The sequence below is a fragment of the Vibrio qinghaiensis genome, from assembly GCF_002257545.1.
In the GTDB taxonomy this organism is placed as follows: domain Bacteria; phylum Pseudomonadota; class Gammaproteobacteria; order Enterobacterales; family Vibrionaceae; genus Vibrio; species Vibrio ordalii.
Genome location: NZ_CP022742.1, coordinates 491,708 through 511,377 on the forward strand (window position 1 = coordinate 491,708; position 19,670 = coordinate 511,377).

The 19,670-nt window shown below is 44.8% G+C and carries 19 protein-coding genes; 6 read left to right on the plus strand and 13 right to left on the minus strand.

Annotation, left to right across the window (positions count from 1 at the left end; translation table 11 throughout):
- Positions 1–169: 169 nt before the first annotated feature.
- The gene (locus CCZ37_RS15470) at positions 170–805 is read right to left on the minus strand and encodes a hypothetical protein (RefSeq protein WP_010319061.1); all 636 of its coding nucleotides are present in this window, start codon (positions 803–805) and stop codon (positions 170–172) included.
- Positions 806–1,146: 341 nt separating this feature from the next.
- Between CCZ37_RS15470 and CCZ37_RS15475 the strand changes: the two genes are divergently transcribed.
- Positions 1,147–1,686, plus strand: a complete 540-nt coding sequence (locus tag CCZ37_RS15475; protein WP_010319060.1) for a cytochrome b — start codon at positions 1,147–1,149, stop codon at positions 1,684–1,686.
- The gene (locus tag CCZ37_RS15480) at positions 1,683–2,252 is read left to right on the plus strand and encodes a YceI family protein (protein ID WP_010319059.1); all 570 of its coding nucleotides are present in this window, start codon (positions 1,683–1,685) and stop codon (positions 2,250–2,252) included. Before CCZ37_RS15475 ends, CCZ37_RS15480 begins: the two co-directional genes overlap by 4 nt.
- An 89-nt stretch (positions 2,253–2,341) precedes the next feature.
- On the opposite strand, the gene CCZ37_RS15485 is transcribed toward CCZ37_RS15480, so the two are convergent.
- The 3 genes from CCZ37_RS15485 to CCZ37_RS15495 form a co-directional block, all read right to left on the minus strand.
- The gene (locus CCZ37_RS15485; protein WP_167372450.1) at positions 2,342–4,114 is read right to left on the minus strand and encodes a methyl-accepting chemotaxis protein; all 1,773 of its coding nucleotides are present in this window, start codon (positions 4,112–4,114) and stop codon (positions 2,342–2,344) included.
- Between the two features lie 484 nt (positions 4,115–4,598).
- Positions 4,599–5,072, minus strand: a complete 474-nt coding sequence (gene bamJ / locus CCZ37_RS15490; RefSeq protein WP_010319006.1) for a BamJ family beta-barrel-assembly machinery protein — start codon at positions 5,070–5,072, stop codon at positions 4,599–4,601.
- An 18-nt stretch (positions 5,073–5,090) separates the two neighbouring features.
- Positions 5,091–5,717 (minus strand): thioredoxin domain-containing protein, encoded by a 627-nt coding sequence (locus CCZ37_RS15495; protein WP_094501391.1) that lies wholly within the window; start codon positions 5,715–5,717, stop codon positions 5,091–5,093.
- Between the two features lie 154 nt (positions 5,718–5,871).
- On the opposite strand from CCZ37_RS15495, the gene CCZ37_RS15500 reads away from it, so the two are divergent.
- Positions 5,872–6,486 carry an OmpA family protein gene (locus tag CCZ37_RS15500; protein ID WP_010319004.1) on the plus strand — a complete coding sequence of 205 codons (615 nt, stop codon included), beginning with the start codon at positions 5,872–5,874 and terminating at the stop codon, positions 6,484–6,486.
- A gap of 112 nt (positions 6,487–6,598) precedes the next feature.
- Here CCZ37_RS15500 and tkt read toward each other — a convergent pair whose 3' ends face one another.
- Together tkt and tal are read right to left on the minus strand one after the other, a co-directional pair.
- The gene (tkt, locus tag CCZ37_RS15505) at positions 6,599–8,593 is read right to left on the minus strand and encodes a transketolase (protein WP_167372460.1); all 1,995 of its coding nucleotides are present in this window, start codon (positions 8,591–8,593) and stop codon (positions 6,599–6,601) included.
- 75 nt (positions 8,594–8,668) lie between these two features.
- Positions 8,669–9,619 carry a transaldolase gene (tal, locus tag CCZ37_RS15510; protein WP_094502112.1) on the minus strand — a complete coding sequence of 317 codons (951 nt, stop codon included), beginning with the start codon at positions 9,617–9,619 and terminating at the stop codon, positions 8,669–8,671.
- A 455-nt stretch (positions 9,620–10,074) separates the two neighbouring features.
- Here tal and CCZ37_RS15515 point away from each other — a divergent pair, with 455 nt between their 5' ends.
- A complete protein-coding gene (locus tag CCZ37_RS15515; RefSeq protein WP_010319001.1) occupies positions 10,075–11,076 on the plus strand; it encodes a sugar-binding transcriptional regulator in 1,002 nt (333 codons plus the stop codon).
- A 64-nt stretch (positions 11,077–11,140) separates the two neighbouring features.
- Here the strand turns inward: CCZ37_RS15515 and CCZ37_RS15520 are convergent, their stop codons facing one another.
- The 3 genes from CCZ37_RS15520 to moeA form a co-directional block, all read right to left on the minus strand.
- Complete coding sequence (locus CCZ37_RS15520; RefSeq protein WP_208613962.1) at positions 11,141–11,971, minus strand: sulfurtransferase; 831 nt, start codon at positions 11,969–11,971, stop codon at positions 11,141–11,143.
- Positions 11,972–12,055: 84 nt separating this feature from the next.
- A complete protein-coding gene (moeB, locus tag CCZ37_RS15525) occupies positions 12,056–12,805 on the minus strand; it encodes a molybdopterin-synthase adenylyltransferase MoeB (RefSeq protein ID WP_094501397.1) in 750 nt (249 codons plus the stop codon).
- Positions 12,806–12,813: 8 nt separating this feature from the next.
- Positions 12,814–14,049, minus strand: a complete 1,236-nt coding sequence (gene moeA, locus CCZ37_RS15530) for a molybdopterin molybdotransferase MoeA (protein WP_094501399.1) — start codon at positions 14,047–14,049, stop codon at positions 12,814–12,816.
- Positions 14,050–14,201: 152 nt separating this feature from the next.
- Between moeA and folE the strand changes: the two genes are divergently transcribed.
- Positions 14,202–14,855, plus strand: coding sequence for a GTP cyclohydrolase I FolE (folE, locus tag CCZ37_RS15535; protein WP_094501401.1), 654 nt, complete (start codon positions 14,202–14,204; stop codon positions 14,853–14,855).
- Positions 14,856–14,969: 114 nt separating this feature from the next.
- Here the strand turns inward: folE and msrB are convergent, their stop codons facing one another.
- From msrB to CCZ37_RS19075, 3 genes are all read right to left on the minus strand, one after another.
- Positions 14,970–16,103 (minus strand): peptide-methionine (R)-S-oxide reductase MsrB, encoded by a 1,134-nt coding sequence (msrB, locus tag CCZ37_RS15540; RefSeq protein WP_094501403.1) that lies wholly within the window; start codon positions 16,101–16,103, stop codon positions 14,970–14,972.
- 145 nt (positions 16,104–16,248) lie between these two features.
- The gene (locus tag CCZ37_RS15545) at positions 16,249–17,997 is read right to left on the minus strand and encodes a formate--tetrahydrofolate ligase (RefSeq protein ID WP_094501405.1); all 1,749 of its coding nucleotides are present in this window, start codon (positions 17,995–17,997) and stop codon (positions 16,249–16,251) included.
- A 118-nt stretch (positions 17,998–18,115) separates the two neighbouring features.
- On the minus strand, positions 18,116–18,259 hold the full coding sequence (locus tag CCZ37_RS19075; protein ID WP_167372451.1) for a hypothetical protein: 144 nt from the start codon (positions 18,257–18,259) through the stop codon (positions 18,116–18,118).
- A 132-nt stretch (positions 18,260–18,391) separates the two neighbouring features.
- Here CCZ37_RS19075 and CCZ37_RS15550 point away from each other — a divergent pair, with 132 nt between their 5' ends.
- Entirely contained in the window at positions 18,392–19,126 is a 735-nt protein-coding gene (locus tag CCZ37_RS15550; protein WP_094501408.1) for an RNA methyltransferase, read from the plus strand.
- Positions 19,127–19,253: 127 nt separating this feature from the next.
- Here CCZ37_RS15550 and fdxA read toward each other — a convergent pair whose 3' ends face one another.
- The gene (gene fdxA, locus CCZ37_RS15555; protein WP_010318513.1) at positions 19,254–19,577 is read right to left on the minus strand and encodes a ferredoxin FdxA; all 324 of its coding nucleotides are present in this window, start codon (positions 19,575–19,577) and stop codon (positions 19,254–19,256) included.
- Positions 19,578–19,670: the final 93 nt, after the last annotated feature.

Consider the following 19,670-nt stretch of genomic DNA (forward strand, 5'->3'; position numbering starts at 1 on the left):
GATTTTAGCGCCTAAAGTGATGTTTTGATGCGTAGTTTCCTGTGATGAACATACAAAAAGGTAGGGAAGCGCATAACGCCATAAATTCGACTGATATCAAATTTCTCCGGCAGTGAGGGTTGGATGATAAATTGAAAATTTTGGAGATAATAAGGATGTTTTATTTAAGTTATGCCCATTGCAATACCGCATACAATTGGATGTATTTGCGAACTAGCTGCTGATTTTTTGAGCGCTTTAAAGGGTGGCTAAATTTAATATAGCAAGGGCTAATTTGAAATCGATTTTCTAGAGATTGGTTCAGGAGTGAATCACTTTCATACAGCGTGATACCTTGAGCAAGGTATTGATCTATCTCATCGGGTAACTGCCCTGTCCACCAATGAAGTAACTCGCGACTTTTTTGGCTACGACTGATCCAGTGATCGGTCAGTAATAACAGTAAATCATTCGGTTGAATCGCGTAAGCGTACTCATATTTCCACTGCGCAATGTCCTGCATCAACTTTTCTCGACATGTTTTTCCGGCACTGACCATATGGTGAGTCAGGATCCATACTGTTCCGGCATCACTGCTCACTCGGTAGTGGTGTGGCATGTCCCGTTGAGGGATTGATTCAATAGCAGAATAGTGACATGGGTGCCCAAATTCACTGAGTGTACGAGCCAACCTACGAGCAAAAGCAAGTCCTAAGTGATGTTCACTCATTCCTTGGTTGTGTATGGTCGGGTAGTGCTTTTCACAAAGTTTTAGGCAGTCAGCTTGAAATTCGTTGACGCTTTGCGTGAGTATGTCCAGTAGCAACTTGTTATTCTCCTCTAATAAAGCCCAGCAAGATTATCACAGTTATCAACAAGCACGAGCGGCAAATGGCGAGTTCTTGATCTTTCACACTATTCTTCTAATTCGAGCATTCTACAGGTGTTATACCCTTATGATTTGAAGCTACCGTTGTTTCAAGTTGTTTGAGCCTAAGTCGTGGTTATCTATATCCACAATAAGTTCCTTCAGTTTTTTCGAATAACTCAATCGGTACTAAAGTATGTTCACAATGTAAAGTATGGTAAATACTGTGTTAATAATTTAGGCTAGAATATAGATTCAATTCAATTTGTTGCTGTTTCACTTGCTGGTTTAGAAAATTTATGACAACTGAAGTTAAAAATTACAACTTAGTCGCGCGTCTTATCCACTGGTTATCCGCACTCGTTATCATCGGTATGTTTGGTGCCGGGATCTGGATGGTAGAGTTAACCTATTACAGCCAATGGTACAACACCGCACCACATTGGCATAAATCTGTCGGTTTATTGCTGCTCGCTGTCACTCTGTTTCGCATACTATGGAAGTCGGTGAGTGTGTCTCCTGCCATTGATGGTGGTCGCTACGAACGCCTTGCGGCTAAAGCGGCCCACGGATTAATGTATTTATTATTGATGACGCTGTTTGTCTCCGGTTATTTAATCTCAACAGAAGATGGCCGAGGGATTGATGTTTTCAATTGGTTTACTGTACCAAGTATGGGCTTGCTGTTTGAAGGACAAGCCGATCTCTCTGGTACGGTTCACTTTTACGCAGCTTGGACGCTGATTATTTTAGCGGGCGTGCACGCTGTTGCCGCACTCAAGCACCATTTTGTTGATAAAGATAATACGCTACGAAAAATGATAGGAGTTTCTAAATGAAGAAAACGTTACTTGCTACTGGATTGGCTTTCGCAACGCTCATGCCGCTAAGTGCAAACGCTGCTGACTATGTTATAGATACTAAAGGTGCGCATGCTTCTATTAACTTTAAAGTCAGCCATCTTGGTTATAGCTTTACCAAGGGCCGCTTTAATAAGTTTGATGGTGAGTTTTCCTACGACCCTAACGACCTTGCAAGCTCAAAAGTGAAAGTTAATGTGGATACTCGCAGTTTGGACAGTAACCATGCTGAGCGTGATAAACATATTCGTAGTGCAGATTTCATTGATGCATCAAAATATTCACAAGCCACGTTTACCAGTACTCAGGTAGTTGATAAAGGGAATGGTAAATTAGCCGTACTTGGCGATCTTACTTTGCATGGTCAAACCAAACCTATTACCATTGATGCCGAGTTCATTGGTGCGGGTAAGGATCCATGGGGTGGTCAACGTGCTGGTTTTTCTGGTACAACGCGTATTGAGCTTGCAGATTTCAATATTGCAGTTATGGGCACTTCGAGCTATGTCGATATGGAACTTCATGTTGAAGGGATTCAAAAATAACCCATTGCTTATTCTTTCTTAACTTAGCACATATAAAAGGGCCTATTAGGCCCTTTTATATGTGCTCAAACTGCCGCTTAGTTTTATGGTTAAGATGCTGATTGTTGAGTTTGGAATTCGGCTACCGCCTTATCCATATCATTGGCTTGCTGGGAAACGATATCGACTTCACTCAAGCACTGTTTTGCTGAATGCATATTGTTATCCGAGATCGAGTTAAGCTCAGTGATCGATTCACTGACTTGGTTCATCACAATGCCTTGCTCTTCAATGGCTGAGGCGATTCGCTCAGAGTTGCTCTGTATCATTTCCATATCAGAGATAATTTGGCGTAAACTTTCATCTAACGCTTCTGAGGCTGCTAACGTCGTATGGCCTTGTGTATTGCACTGTGCAATATCGCTCACAACGGTACTCATTTGGCTTTGAATAGCGGAAACTACGTTGGTGATCTCTTCTGTTGACTGATGTGTGCGGCTGGCTAAAGCGCGAACTTCATCTGCGACTACCGCAAAGCCTCTACCTTGCTCTCCGGCGCGCGCGGCTTCAATCGCCGCATTTAAGGCGAGTAGGTTAGTCTGCTCTGCAATACCTTGAATGATATTAACGGCACCGCCTATCTGTTCAACATTTTTATTGAGTGAGGTAATCGACGTTTGACTTTTTTCTAGGATACGTGAGAGCTCATCGACATTTTTAACCGTCGACTCTACGACAGAACGTCCTTTCTGGGCATTGTGTGCTGCTTTATGAACGCCTTCTACAGCGATACTAGTGCTTTCTGATATTTCACTGATGGTGGACACCATTTCTTGTACAGCCGTTGCCATGGTTGTAGTGTGGTCTGCTTGAACGTGAAATTGCTCAATCACATCTTCTAACTCATTATGCATGCTAGACGTACTGCTTGATAACTGATGAGATTTTGTTTGAGAGCCAGCGATCAGAGTTTCGAATTTATCGAGTAGGACGTTAAAGTAAGTTGCAATTGACACTAGTTCATTGCGACCACTGAGCTCAACACGCAAACTGATATTGTTACTGCTGGAAATTGTTTGCATGACTGACAGCAACTTACTCACTTGCACATTAATAGAACGCGCTATTTGCAGAATGAACCCAAGGATTAGCAATATGACTAACGAACTGACGCCTTGCTTAACATAGTTAACCTCTTGTTCAATAATCGTAATCTCTTTATTCAGTGCTTCAGAAAAGCTAACGAACTGGGTTTCAACGTTGTGAGAAAGCTTACGTGTTTCGCCAAGTAAGCCTTGATTATATTTCAGGCCAATCACTTTTTTTTGTTCAATGAGACTTTTTGCCGCTTGTACCAATATGGGGTAATAGTCAGTTACAGTGCCACTCTTTAACTCTCCTGCTTGCACGTTTTGATCAAACGCGATTAGATCTAATAGGATTTCATCTGTAGCATTCATTTTTACAGTTTCCAATGCTTGTAAATAAGTCGCTAAAAGGCCAGATTTTTCATTTAATCCATGCAGTCCATAAGCTTGTACTAATTTTTCAAAGCCTTGTTTATAAAGTAGAAGGTCTTGTTTGAGTTGGTTGCTAGAGGGGAGATTACGAGCTGATAGGATAGAAGATAATTCCTGTTCCAGTTCCAAAAAAAGATTGCTATTTTTATTGAAAGTTTCAAGATACTTTGCGTCGCTTCGTAGAAGGAAATCTTTTTCATTACGCCGTAAGTTGAGCAATCGAATTTCAAGTTTATTAACAATACTCATTGCTTGATTGAGTGTTTCAGTGGTTTGAGAAAAATGCGAGGTAGTGGTTAACATTGCCAGAACCCCTATAACCGCAATAACACCCAGTGAATATAATTTTTGTTTAATATTCATGAGATTATACACCTAAGTAAAATGGTCATAGCTATATACCCTTCCTACTTGAAGCCGCAGCGGTGTTGGCTACGTTCGTTCACCCCAATCACATAGTTTGCCTATGCTCATGGGGACTCACTCACTTGCCGCCTACCTGCAACTCCAAGTTGTTTGGGTATAGTTGATAGAAATACAATTATTGATATGTGTGATTAGAATATTAGGAGTAAATGAAGTGTATATCAATTAACCCTAGGATATAAATTAACTCTATGAGCATGACATATTTATGAATGATTTATTCGTTTGATTTAAAACGGGTTTTTTAATGGCGTTTTTAGCAGCGGTAAGCAATTTGGGGAATGGTCACCCACTGATTTTTCATGGATAGAGTGCTTGCTATCATGCATGGTTGGAAATTGCTGGATAAAAAATGGAGTCAGTGTTTTATCCGTCTACTTCTCAAAAATAGAGCCGCGATAAGCGGCCCATCATGATTGACTTACTGTATCTCAATTAATTCCACATCAAAAATCAGTACGGATGCGGGGGGAATTGGGCCGCTGCCACTTTTGCCATAACCTAAATTACTGGGTATGAACAGGCGCATTTTTTGTCCTTCCACCATCAGTTGTAGACCTTCTTGCCAGCCTTGAATCACCTGCTTCAAGCCAAACACAATCGGGTCGTTACGTTCAACTGAGCTATCAAACACAGAACCGTCAAGTAAAGTACCGTGATAATGCACTTTTACACGACTGTTGGCTTTCGGATGAACGGTGCCAGTACCTTGTTCTAGTACAAGATATTGCAAGCCACTTTCAGTTGTGGTTACGCCATCTTGCTTAGCATTTTCAGCTAAAAACGCTTGGCCTTTGGCAAAATTTTCATCGGCAACTTTGTGGTTATTCCATGTACGATAGATGAAAAACCCAGCCAATAAAAAAATAATAATGGGAAAGACAAATTTAGACATATTCTAGAGCCTTGCAAATTAGGGTTGAGTCAATAAATAGGAGATGGTGTTGGCAATACTTACGGTATCTTGATGGCCAGAGGTAATGACTAAGTACTTACCTTTCACAATAAAGGTTGGAACAGCATTAATTTGGCCTTTTGTTGAAATATCATAGGCACGCTGAATTTCTTGGAATAACAGTTTTTGCTGCTCATCATCTAACGAATATGGGCTGATTAGCCCTCGCTGGCTGAAGGCTAAATCAATCGCTTCTTTACGCTCATTTAACGTTACTTCTCCATCCATTTGCACGGCCGAAAATAGCTGTTCCATCATGGCATGATCGGGAATTGTTCCTAGTTGCATCACGGCTGAATAGTAAATCATGGCTCCAATCTGTGCGCCTTCGTTAAAGGTGACATGCAGCTTGCCAAATGTCTCACCTGTTATTTTCTCGAGATCCGGGATGACCTTTTCCATTGAACGACAGTGACCGCAAGTCAGCGAAAACACTTCGGTGACGGCTGGCAGGCGGTATGTGGCGAGATTTACAGCAAGCTCATCATATTGTTTCCCTTTCTGTGGTATGGGGTTATCACTACAGCCAGCTAGGATCAACAGTGTCGTGCTAAGGCTCAACCAATAGAGTATTATTTTTTTCATCATGGGTATTGTTTTAAGGAAGAAGGCTTGAATTCTAACGGCTTCCGGCGACAAGGAAAACAGAAACCATCACGAAATTGCTACCAAATATATATAAAGTTTTACAGCCTTGGCCGATACAGTTGAGGTAGTAAGAGAATGGAGTGATGCTCGAATGAAGTATTTAGCCTTACCGTTATTAATGTTGTTAACAGGATGCGGAACGTTAGCCACTGATCGGATGTTTAGCGATAACCTGTTGGATGCGGCGCCAAAAGGCGATTTTGATGTGCTCTATCCTGAATGGGGCCATGCGCCGAAAATAGTTTCGGCTGACGTTCAAGGTCCGATAGGTCAGCAGCGCACGAATAGTTATGATTCTTTGCAGCGTTTCTTATTGAAAAATGGTGTGGATTACGAAGTCCTTCCGGGTAATCACATCATGGTTAAATTGAAAGATACGGTGAAGTTCGAAACAGGTTCCTCAACGGTCTCTACTGGCTCTGGTGATTGGCTTACTATGATGGGGCGTTATTTAGCCTCAGAACCCGGCATTGATATTGTGATTGATGGCCATACGGACAGTACTGGAGCGCCAACCTTTAATGATGGTTTGTCTGAACGCCGTGCTAAAGCGGTAAAAAGCACTTTAGTGAAAAGTAATGTGGCGATGGACTCTATTTTTACCCGTGGATATGGTGAATACGTTCCGGCTTGTACGAATAAAACCAATGCAGGTAAAGCATGTAACCGTCGTGTGGAAGTGTTATTTATTGTTTCCAATAATTAAGTTATGCCTTTTGGTGGCGTGCCTTTTAAGTGATATATCTCTTTCATATGCGACAAGATCAAAAAAGCCCAGCGAATGACTCGCTGGGCTTTTGCATTAAAAATAAGAAGACTTAGGCAAGCAGCTCTTGCGCTTGTTTCACCACGTTTTCAGTTGTAAAACCGAACATTTTGAACAGTTGATCCGCTGGTGCTGACTCACCGAAAGTGGTCATACCGATGATCTTGCCGCCAAAACCAACGTACTTGTACCAGAAATCCGCGATACCCGCTTCAATAGCGATACGCTTAGTCACGGCTGCTGGTAGTACGGCTTCGCGGTAAGCTGCGTCTTGTTTATCAAACGCATCGGTCGATGGCATCGACACTACCCGCACTTTCTTACCTTCGGCTGTAAGTTGCTCTGCGGCTTTCACCGCCAGTTCAACTTCTGAGCCAGTGGCAATCAGGATCAGCTCAGGCTGGCCTGCACACTCTTTCAGGATGTAACCACCTTTCGCGATATCGGCAACTTGCGTTTCGCTGCGTGGCTGCTGCGCGAGGTTTTGACGAGAGAAAATCAGCGCTGATGGGCCATCTTTACGCTCAATCGCCAATTTCCATGCGACAGCTGATTCCACTTGGTCACACGGACGCCATGTGCTCATGTTTGGTGTTAGACGCAGAGACGCGATTTGCTCAACCGGCTGGTGAGTAGGGCCATCTTCGCCCAAGCCAATCGAGTCATGAGTGTAGACTTGGATGTTCTGAATCTTCATCAGAGCCGCCATGCGCATGGCGTTACGTGCGTATTCCATGAACATCAGGAAGGTTGCGCCGTAAGGTACGAAGCCACCGTGCAGCGCAATACCATTCATGATGGCGGTCATACCGAATTCACGCACACCGTAGTGAATGTAGTTACCCGAGAAGTCTTCCGCCGTGAGCGATTGAGAGCCCGACCACATGGTGAGGTTGGACGGTGCCAAGTCCGCCGAGCCGCCCATAAATTCTGGCAGCATTTTACCAAACGCTTCCAGCGCATTTTGTGACGCTTTACGTGACGCAATATTGGCTGGGTTAGCTTGAAGGTCAGCGATAATTTGACTCGCTTTCGCTTCCCATTCTGCTGGCAACTCGCCATTTACGCGGCGTTTGAACTCAGCGGCTTCGGCTGGGTAAGCGGCGGCGTAGGCTTCAAACTTAGCGTTCCAATCGGTTTCTTTCGCTTGGCCAGCTTCTTTGGCATCCCACTGCGCGTAAATGTCGGCAGGGATGTGGAAAGGTGCGTGCGGCCAACCCAGGAATTCACGCGCCGCTTTGATTTCCTCAGCGCCTAAAGGGGCACCGTGACAGTCGTGTGAGCCCGCTTTGTTTGGCGAACCAAAACCGATGATGGTTTTGGTGCAAATCAAGGTTGGACGAGGGTCTGCTTTCGCAGCCTCAATCGCGGCATTAATCGCTTCAGCGTTATGGCCATCAACCGCAGCAATAACATGCCAGCCGTACGCTTCAAAACGTTTTGGCGTGTCATCAGAGAACCAGCCTTCCACATGACCATCGATAGAGATGCCGTTGTCATCCCAAAACGCAATCAGTTTGCCAAGGCCCAGAGTGCCCGCCAGAGAACACGCCTCGTGCGAGATGCCTTCCATCAAACAACCATCACCCATGAACACATAAGTGAAGTGGTCAACGATGTCGTGACCCGGTTTGTTGAACTGCGCCGCCAGTGCTTTTTCAGCCATCGCCATGCCGACCGCATTGGTAATACCTTGGCCTAGTGGGCCCGTGGTGGTTTCAATGCCCGGCGCGTAACCGTATTCTGGATGACCCGGTGTTTTTGAGTGCAATTGACGGAAGTTTTTCAAATCATCAATCGACAGCGCGTAACCGCTCAGGTGCAGTAAAGAGTAAATCAGCATTGAGCCGTGGCCGTTCGACAGCACAAAACGGTCGCGGTCAGCCCATTGTGGGTTTTGTGGGTTATGGTTTAAGTGGCCACGCCAAAGAACTTCAGCGATATCGGCCATACCCATCGGTGCACCAGGGTGACCAGAGTTAGCTTGTTGAACACCATCCATACTAAGAGCACGGATGGCATTGGCTAATTGTTTACGTTCCATAATAATTACCGACAAATAATAGAGTTAGAAAGGAAAGGGGAACGTTAATCGTTCCCCAAATTTTAATTCGTAAGTGGATTACAACTTGGCTGCAATCATGACTTCAAGCTTGCCTTGGTCAATGGCAAAGTTACGGATGCCTTCCGCCAATTTTTCTACGGCCATTGGGTCTTGGTTGTGTTCCCACAAAAACTCTGCGTGGGTCATTGCTGCTGGGCGTGCTTTGTTGCCTTGAGAGTCAACCAGTTTTTCAACCACTTCACCTTCAGCTGCTTCGAGTTCTGCCAGTAAAGAAGGGGCAATAGTCAAACGATCACAGCCTGCTAGCTCTAAAATTTCACCAATATTACGGAAGCTTGCGCCCATCACGACTGTCTTGTAGCCATGCTCTTTGTAGTAGTTGTAGATCGCAGTCACGGACAATACACCAGGATCTTCTTGCGGTGCAAAATCACGGCCTTCTTTGGCTTTATACCAATCCATAATACGGCCGACGAATGGAGAAATCAGGAATACGCCTGCTTCTGCACACGCGCGTGCTTGAGCAAAGGAGAATAATAGAGTCAGGTTACAGTTGATGCCTTCTTTTTCAAGGATCTCTGCTGCGCGAATACCTTCCCAGGTTGAAGCCAGTTTGATCAAAATACGGTCGTTAGTAATGCCAGCATCGTTGTACATTTTGATCAGTTGGCGCGCTTTTGCCACGCTGCCTGCCATATCATAAGAGAGGCGAGCATCGACCTCGGTAGAAATACGCCCTGGAATCGTTTTTAAGATCTCTTTACCGATATTGACCGCAAGCATGTCACAAGTATCTTGAACTTGTTGAGCCTTGTCTGAGCTCTGTGTTTTTGCGTATGCGATAGAAGCATCAATCAGTGGCGCGTATTCTGCAATTTGAGCCGCTTTAAGAATGAGAGATGGGTTAGTGGTCGCATCTTCTGGTTGGTATTTTTTGATTGCGTCAATTTCACCAGTGTCAGCAACAACAGTCGTCATTTTACGAAGTTGCTCTAATTTATTGCTCATATCGATCATCCTATTTCTTTGGGCCAAGCCAGATTTTGAGTTTGCTGGGCATTTGCAAGCGGGTTAGCAATCACATAGTCATGTCTTACACATGCCAGAAAAGCTAACTCAATTATTTCCAGCGACCGAACATTTGCGTTGAACATTTGCTCGATCGTTGAGTAAATGATGTAGCCATATTTATCTTATCCACTGGGAAAGTCAATCGCTGTTCTGAGGTTATAGTGATATCAATCAACTATTTTTTTGTGAATTAATCTCAGTGCTGATAAATAAACGTTTGCTTAGATTTATCAAGGGTTGAAAGCGAACGTTACTGTGCATTGATTAGAGTGAGAAAATGTAATTTCCGTGAGCAAATGTTGCAAAGTAAATGAGGCTTAACCTATGCTAGGTCAATGAGCAAATGCTCAATTGTCGTTATTATGCGCACAATATTGACCATGAGATCCCGTATGACCACTCCCAATCAAGACATTTCTATCGAAAATACTGACTTATTAACTGAAATTTCAGTGGCTTATTACCAAGATGGTGCAACTCAAGAAGAGATTTCGAAAAAGTTTTCTCTTTCACGAGCCAAAGTAGGCAGAATGCTTAAACAGGCACGCGATGAAGGGATTGTCGAAATTACGGTGAAATATCACCCTGTTTTTAGCGCCAAAATTGAGCAGCGACTGATTGAACGCTTTGGCGTAAAACGTGCGCTGGTTGCACTTGACCAACCTAGCGAAGAGCTGCAGCGCCAACAAGTGGCGGGGTTGGTTTCCAATTACCTGACCAGTACGCTAAAAAACGGCATGGTTGTGACCGTTGGTCAAGGCCGAAATGTATCGGCCGTTGCGCATCATATTGGCGTGATCACACCGCGAGAGTGTAAGTTTGTCTGTAGTATTGGTGGCATTCACCCAAGAGGTGGGATGTTTAATGCGGATCATATCTGTCGGCAACTGGCCAAAAAATACGGTGGAAGCTCTGAAACGCTTTATGCGCCTGCCTATGCTGAAAATCGCGAACAAAAATTAGCGTTTATGCAAAATGCAACCGTCAAACAAACCTTAGATTTAGCACGTAAGGCAGACATTGCGTTAGTGGGTATTGGGGATATGAGTGAAAACAGCTACATGGTCGATCTCGGTTGGTTTACCGCCGATGAAGTGGTGCAGTCGCGTTTACAGCAAGGTGTGGTGGGGGATTTCGCTGGTTATGATTTTTTTGATATCCACGGCAAAGCCGCCAATACGGTGATGAGCGATCGCGTCATTGGCTTAGGGCTTGACGAATTTCGACCGATCGCTGAGGTGATCGCTATCGCGGCGGAAAACAGCAAACCTTTAGCGCTGCTTGGGGCGCTACGCACCGGTGCAATTGATGTGATTGCCACCAGCGTAAGCAACGCGTTAACGGTACTGAATTTAGATGAGCAGATGAAAACCGTCACAGAATCGTCAGTTTGAATTTAACCTATATAATCCTTATGACATGAATCAATCCCCACGACGGTGGGGATTGATTCAGAGGCTAAAGTTCAAGAGGCAGCTCACTGCGCTGCCCCCATTCTGTCCACGAACCATCGTAAACGCACAGTTTTTCGTAACCGCAAATGTGCGCAGCCAGCAGCACAATACCGGCGGTTACGCCTGAGCCACAACTGAAAATGTATTGCTTTTTTCCAGCAGCCAGCGTCGCTTGCATAATAGGTTGTAGATCTTGCGGTGATTTAAGCTTATGCCCATTCATCAACTCTGTAAAAGGTAAGCAAATAGAGTGAGGAATATGGCCGCTGCGCACGCCTTCTCTTGGTTCTTTTATTTGACCCAAAAAACGGGCTTGTGAACGGGCATCAACAGTTAAGCTCTCTGGGTTCTCTATTTGTGCAAGCACATAGTCTGCGTTCACAAAATAGCGAGGATCGAGCATGCCATGGAAGTTTCCGTGTTTAAAGGCGTGTGTGTACTCTTTTACAACGGGTAAACCTTGGCGTTTCCATTCGGTTAATCCACCATCAAGAACGTATACCGACGCATGTCCCATCGCTTTGAGCATCCACCATGCCCTCGGTGATGCAAACGTCCCGCTATTGTCATAGACAACTACGATCGAATCGTGGTTTAAACCGATCGATTGTGCTAATTGATTAAAGCGCTCTTCACTAGGCATCATATGAGGTAGTGACGATTGTAGGTCACAAAATTCACCATCATAATTAAAGCGACGAGCGCCGGGAATGTTATGCAGAGTATCTTTCTCAGTTTCACTGGGAATTTGGAATTCAATACTGCAATCAAGAACAACGGTGCGCGGGTCGCCTAACTTTTGTGCTAGCCATTGGGGGGAGATGAGTGGTGACATGAGTTTAACTCTCCTATTGTGTGGGCTGATGCGGTGGACGAATGAGAAAGACACTATTGAGTCTTTGTACTTTATTTACTGGATTTACTGGCAAGTCTGGCAGTGAGCGAGTTTGACTAAGTTCATTTCTCTCCACGTCATTGAAAGGGCGTCCAACATCAAGATTTTGCCTTGTTTTATCTGCCCATATTGGGCGATCACTTTGATTGCTTCCATCGCTTGTACTGCGCCAATAATCCCGACGACAGGAGCCATTACGCCCGCTTCGACGCAAGTGAGTACGTTACTACCAAAAAGAGCGCTTAAACATTGGTAACAGGGCTCGTCTGGGTGTTGATACATAAACACGCTGACTTGGCCTTCCATACGAATCGCAGCACCAGATACCAGTGGTGTTTTAGTTTGAAAGCAGAGTTTATTCAATTGGTTACGAGTATCAAGGTTATCTGATGCATCCAGCACCAAAGAATGCTGTTCAATTAATGCTTTCAATTGTGCATCTTCAAGGCGTTGATCAACGGTATTTACCGTTAAATACGGGTTAAGCATACGCAGTGACTCTGCCGCTGAGTCCACTTTTTTACGTCCAATATCGGCATCACTGTGTAGCACTTGGCGTTGTAAATTAGAGAGCTCAACCACATCATCATCGATGAGCGTGAGTGAACCAACACCTGCCGTGGCAAGGTATTGGCTTGCAGCGCAGCCCAATCCTCCTGCACCAAGAATTAAAATAGAGCTTTGTTTAAGTGCTTCTTGTCCTTCAAAATCAAACTGTTTGAGAATGATTTGTCGGTTGTAGCGCAGGAGCTCTTGATCAGATAGGATCTCCATAGTGATCCTTAGTACAAGCTGGGATTAAAAAGTTGGATATTGACGGTTTCGCCCACTTCCACTCGGCCACGATCTTGCTCTAACACCACAAAACAGTTGGCGAGACTCATCGAACGAAATGCCCCCGAACTTTGGTTTCCGGTAGTTTCAACAACAAACTGGCCATTTTCAATCGTGTAAATACCGCGTTGGTAGTCAGTACGGCCCGGTGATTTTTTAAAGGCATTTTTAGTGATGGCTGGAATGGACTCCGGTGCTTTCCACTGAGTGTGTCCAGCCAATTTAGCCAGCATAGGTTGCACCAAAACGTATAGGGTTAATACGGCTGAAACGGGGTTGCCAGGTAAGCCACAGAACCAAGCATGATCTAATGTTCCAAATGCAAACGGTTTGCCCGGTTTTATTGCCAGTTTCCAAAAACCGATTTCTCCGAGTTCTTGCAAAATATCTTTGGTATAGTCAGCTTCGCCTACACTTACGCCGCCAGAAGTAATAACCACATCGGCCAAATGTTGAGCTTTATCAAAGGTAGCTTTTAAAGTGGCAGGGCAATCAGCAATGATCCCAAGATCAACCGCTTCACAACCAAAATTCTCAATTAATGGTTTAATGCCATAACGATTGCTGTCATAGATTTGCCCCTCAGCAAGAGGTTCACCGAGTGGTTTTAGCTCATCTCCAGTTGAGAAAAAAGCCACTTTGGGTTTACGAAAAACGGTCACATGGCTGATGCCGAGTGTGGCAATCATTGGGATATCACGCGAAGTCAAGCGAGCCCCTTTATGCAGCACTACATCGCCCTGTTTGATGTCATCACCAGTGGGGCGAATATTTTGCTGAGGCTTTGCATTCGGCTGTAGAAAGCAGATGCCATTTTCGTTTTCGGTCGTTTGCTCTTGCATGATCACCGCGTCGCAACCAGCTGGAATTTTCGCGCCAGTCATAATTCGCACGCAACTGTTGGCTGGCCACGGCCCTTCAAATGGAAGACCGGCAAAAGATTTGCCAGCCAGCGGCAGGGTAGTTGACTGTTGCAGGTCCGCTAACCGAATGGCGTAGCCATCCATCGCTGAGTTATCGAAAGGCGGCACAAAAATGGGTGAGAGTAACTCTTTAGCCAACACATAGCCTAATGCGTCGGCTAGCGGCAGTTTCAGCGTCGTTTGGATGGGTTTGATATTCGCTAGCATTGTCTCTAACGCTTGTTCGATAGGCATTAAGCCCGGTGAATCACAACAGCCCATGATCGGTTCCTATAGCTTTTTTCTTTGCGAGGACTCTATCATACATTGCTTGCGGGCAATAATGACCATCCTTAAAATATGGATGTAATTATTCAAAATTCCGAGTATCCTTGTCTGCCATCCGAAAGGGGTAAAAAGTAAGAGGAATCGGAATGCTAGGTCTTAGCGAATCAGCAAAGTTGGTCAAAGATGCGCTAGAGAGCCGAGGTTTGGAAACGCCTATGCGTCCAAATGAGGTTACTCGTGAAGAAAAGAAAGAAAAAATCGAACATCATATGCGTGAGATCCTCACACTACTCGGTCTTGACCTGACCGACGACAGTTTAGAAGAGACGCCCCATCGAATTGCGAAAATGTATGTGGATGAAGTGTTTTCTGGCCTTGATTATCAAAACTTCCCCAAAATTACTGTGATCGAAAACAAGATGAACGTCAGTGAAATGGTGCGCGTAAAAGAGATTACCGTGACCAGTACCTGTGAGCATCATCTAGTGACTATCGATGGTAAAGCCGCGGTGGCGTATATCCCAAGAGGCAAGATAATTGGTCTTTCTAAGATTAACCGTATTGTACGTTTTTTTGCTCAGCGCCCCCAAGTTCAAGAGCGAATGACACAGCAGATTCTAGTGGCTTTGCAAACCTTACTCGGTTCGGCTGATGTCGCGGTCACCATTGATGCCACTCATTACTGTGTTAAGTCACGTGGTGTTATGGATGCGACCAGTGAAACGACCACCACAGCATTAGGCGGTATTTTTAAATCTAACCCTGCCACCCGCGCCGAATTTTTCCATGGTTTACATTAATCGAATCTGAGTTGAGCCCACCGATTAACGTTGATCAATTAAAAAAGCCCTCGCAAGTGAAGCCGAGGGCTTTTTCGTTTTAACACGCACGCCTTATTGAAACAGAGCCAAATTTTATTTAAACAGAACCAAGTACTCGCCATAGCCCTCAGCTTGCATCGCCTCTTTTGGTACAAATCGCATCGCGGCAGAGTTCATGCAGTAGCGTAAGCCGGTTGGTGCTGGTCCATCCTCAAAGACATGGCCTAGGTGAGAATCTGCAAAACGGCTGCGCACTTCGGTTCTGGTATAAAAAAGCCGAGAATCGCTTTTGGTCGCAATATACGCTTGATTAATTGGCCGAGTAAAACTGGGCCAGCCTGTACCAGAACGGTATTTGTCGGTAGAAGAGAATAATGGCTCTCCGCTGACCACATCGACATAAATACCATCGGCTTTGTTATCCCAATACTCATTGTTAAATGCGCGTTCAGTACCTTCTTCTTGCGTCACGTAATATTGCAAATCAGTCAATTTGGCGCGTATTTCTTTATTCGAAGGTTTATTGTATGCCTTAACGTTGTTTTGCATTTTTTGTGCTTCGATCAATTGACGTAAGGTTTTTGGATGCTCATTACGATCTTTACCGAAGATGGTATCAAGATATTGGTCACGTCCGGAAGCATGACGATAGTAGGTGTAACGTACTTTGCTCTTTTTATAAAAGTCTTGGTGGTACTCTTCAGCAGGCCAAAATTGGCTATATTGAATCAGCTCTGTTTTGAGCGGCTTTTTGAAGATCCCTAGCGCATTGATTTCTTGCATAAAACGCTGCGCGGTCTGCTTCTGTTCACTGTTGTGATAAAAAATGGCAGGTCGATACTGTGGGCCTCTATCAACAAACGAGCCTTGATCATCTGTCGGATCAATGTGGCGGAAAAAATGATCCAATACATTCTCGTAGCTGACAACTTGCGGATCAAAGGTCACTTGAATCACTTCAATGTGGCCCGATTTTCCTGATGAAACTTGTTTATAGGATGGATTTTCAAGGCTACCCCCCGCATAACCCGAGACAACACTAATGACACCGTTGAGTTTTTCAAGATCAGATTCTGTACACCAAAAACAGCCCCCAGCTAATGTCGCGATTTGCTGATTACCAATGCTGGGCATGGTTTTAGGCTGAGTTTCTGCTTGGCTAAATAGCGAAAACAGAATAGGCACAATAAGCGCTATTGAGAATATAAAGGGAGTAAAACGTTTCATAACCGACCTTACTTATTTTTTATTGATACTGGTAAAGAACGGTGAAAAGCGCAAAAAATTACAGAGAAAGGAAACAAATAGCGTGAAGAAAGCCTTTCTGAGGCCGAAGATTTGTGCTCAGAAAGGTTAATTTCGAATAATAATCTCAGTTTAGGCCAATAATATTTCCATTAGAATCAATATCTAAACTCATAAAGGCGGGTTTTTCAGGAAGACCCGGCATGGTCATCACGTTGCCGCATAGTGCGTAGATAAAGCCAGCACCCGCACAGAGCTTTAATTCGCGAATCGGTACATCAAAACCTTTTGGTGCACCTTTAATTACTGCATTAGTGGAAATCGAAAGCGGCGTTTTTGCCAAACAAACAGCAAGCTTCCCGTAGCCTTGCTCTTGCATGTTGTGTATTTGACGTCGTGCTTTATCACTAAAAGTGACGCTTGCCGCGCCATAGCCCTTTTTCGCCACAGCGTTGATCTTATCTTCGATCGTCTGCTGTGCTTGGTATAACGGTGTGAACGTACTCACTTTTTGACACTGCTTAATGACTTTGGAAGCAAGCTCAGTCGTCCCTTCGCCTCCAAGAGCAAAACCGTCACTCAGTGCAACCTCCACCTGATAGGGTAGTGCGTGAATCATTATTGCGAGCTGCTCAAGCTCTTCTTGGCTGTCTTGTGGAAAGCGGTTAATGGCAACCACGGCGGGTATTCCATACTTACTCACATTTTCAATATGCCATTTGAGATTTTCAAAACCGGACACCAGCGCGGCATGGTCTGGCTGAAATAGAGTGTCGGGAACTGGCTGGCCGGGACGCAATTCATACAGACCAGAGTTCGCTTTTAAGCCGCGAAGTGTGGTGACGATAACAGCGCAATCTGGCGCTTTCCCAGATGTCGCGGCTTTAATATTGCACGCCTTTTCAAATCCCATATCAGAGCCAAAGCCGCCCTCTGTTACAGTAAATTCGGCTAACCTTGTGGCGATGTCATCGGCGATAATAGAAGAGTTGCCGTGCGCGATATTGGCAAAAGGTCCGGCGTGAATCAGTGTCGGTACGCCTTCTAACGTTTGCATTAATGTAGGCTCAATCGCCTCTTTCATACTAACGGCCATTGCCCCAGCGACTTGCAAATCTTCGGTGGTAATCGGTGCACCATGGTGGCTATAGGCGACGACAATCCGCCCAATCCGTTGACGCAGATCGTTTAAGTTTTTGGCTAAGGCAAGAATCGCCATTAGCTCAGAAGCCGCTGAAATATCAAAACCGTCTTCACGTTCAAAGCCATTGATTGATTTATCCGTTTCATTTCGGCCAACGGTGACCATGCGCAGTGCGCGATCGTTGTGATCCATCACTCGCTTCCAAACCACATTATTCGAGTCGATACGCAGTGCTTTCATTGCGGTGCGTTGCTCGAAATCGTCATAACCAAGGCGCTGTTCGTGATAGATCCGGGCATCTATCGCCGCTGCCGCTAGGTTATGCGCGGCTGTGACGGCGTGGATATCGCCAGTGAGATGCAAATTGAGCTCTTCCATTGGTGCCACTTGTGAATAACCGCCGCCAGCGGCTCCGCCCTTAACACCAAAGATTGGTCCCATTGAGGGTTGACGAATACATGCCATCACCGAATGACCCAATTTCGCCATTCCTTGTGATAGGCCTATAGTGGTGACGGTTTTTCCTTCCCCTAATGGCGTTGGGGTAATGGCGGTCACAAGGATTAACTTTCCAACCGTTTGTGTTTGCAAACGTTCAAGGCAACTTAATGAAATTTTGGCCTTAAAGCGGCCTTGGCTGTGGAATTCGCTGGCGGTGAATCCTGCTTTGTTAGCGATAGCCTCTATGGAGGTTAATGAAGTGGCGCGGCAAATTTCAATATCAGGCAGCATAAAACCCTCATTATTTAGTATTGTACGGGTTGGGGAAACGTTTGCGTCGCGATAATAACGTCAAAAAATGGGTTGTAAAGTTATTTAATGAGTGGATTATAAACTAATGTCTGAGCTTTTAGCTCGATTCTTCGTTCTCTTTTGTGGCATTGTCGCAGGGCTCTTTATGATGTTCATCTTCAAGTTGATCACTATCTTGTTGATCATAATGCTTGACGACAAAGGGGATTAACATAACGGAAGAGGGAAGAAAACGTTTCATATGGATTTCCTTGTTTGTTAGTCACTGAACCTATGGTATTGAAACTCGACTTACACTGCTTTAGCTCTGACGGCCTTTACTCTATAATGCGGCGTTTTTACTAGGCCAACCTTACCTCACTGCGGATATTTTATGATTTCAAAAAACCAACTGAAACTACTTCGTGCTTTAGGCCAAAAGAAACAGCGCAAGGCTCATGGCCTGTTTTTAGTGCAAGGCGAAAAGAACGTGTTGGAATTGATTAACAGCCAACTGACGGTGAAGCAGGTTTTTGCCACTGCGGAGTTTATCGCACAAAACCGCGTTGAGCTTAGTGTTTTTGAATGCATTGAGGCCACATTAGATGACTTGACCAAAGCCAGCACTTTGGTGAGCAATAATGCGGCAATCGCAGTTGTTGAGATCCCCGAAGTGACGGTGCCTGAAGCGAAAGGATTGATGATCGCTCTCGATGGTGTTTCTGACCCCGGTAATTTAGGGACGATTATCCGTGTTGCTGATTGGTATGGCATTAAACAGATTGTCGCTAGCCACGATTGCGCCGATCCATACAATCCGAAGACCATCAGTGCCACCATGGGTAGCTTTGGGCGTGTTACGGTGAGCCAAGTGGATTTGGGTGCTTATTTACAGAGTTCAAATCTACCTGTTTATGGGGCTTTTTTAGAAGGTGAGAACGTTCATCATACGAAATTTGCAGCAGAAGGAATTTTATTGATGGGCAGTGAATCGCATGGTATTCGTGCCGAAGCGGCTCAATATGTCACCGACAAAATCACCATTCCCGCCTTCGGGGGAGCTGAGTCACTTAACGTAGCAATGGCTACGGGTATTATTTTGGATAACCTGCGCCGCCAACATCACTAGATCAAATCAAGATCACTCGATCAATAAGTAAAGCTTAAAAGTTGTTGCTTTGGATTGTCGTCAAAAAGCGTGATAACGGATGCCGTTTTTGCGCTTTTTTTATAACGCTAGTTATAAGAAGAAAAGACTACTTCTCTAACATCCCCAGTTTGTTTGGCACGCCATTCCATTTTTCAGCATCATCCATGGCTGGTTTGACTTCGGTTTGCACCGGCCATATGTCGGCAAGCTCAGCATTGAGTTCGATGTAAATCTTCTGATCTTCTGGGAGTTCATCTTCTTGAAAGATAGCTTGAGCTGCACATTCAGGAACACATAAACCGCAATCAATGCATTCAATGGGGTTGATCACCATAAAATTGGGGCCTTCGTGAAAGGCATCTGCAGGGCATACCGCGACACAGTCAGTAAATTTACATTGGATGCAATTATCCGTTACGACAAACGCCATGATGATCAGCTCTTAGTTAGTCAAAAATGAAGAATGGGGATAATACGCATCCCAAGTTAAATTTCAACATCCAACGCTATGAATATCTAGCGT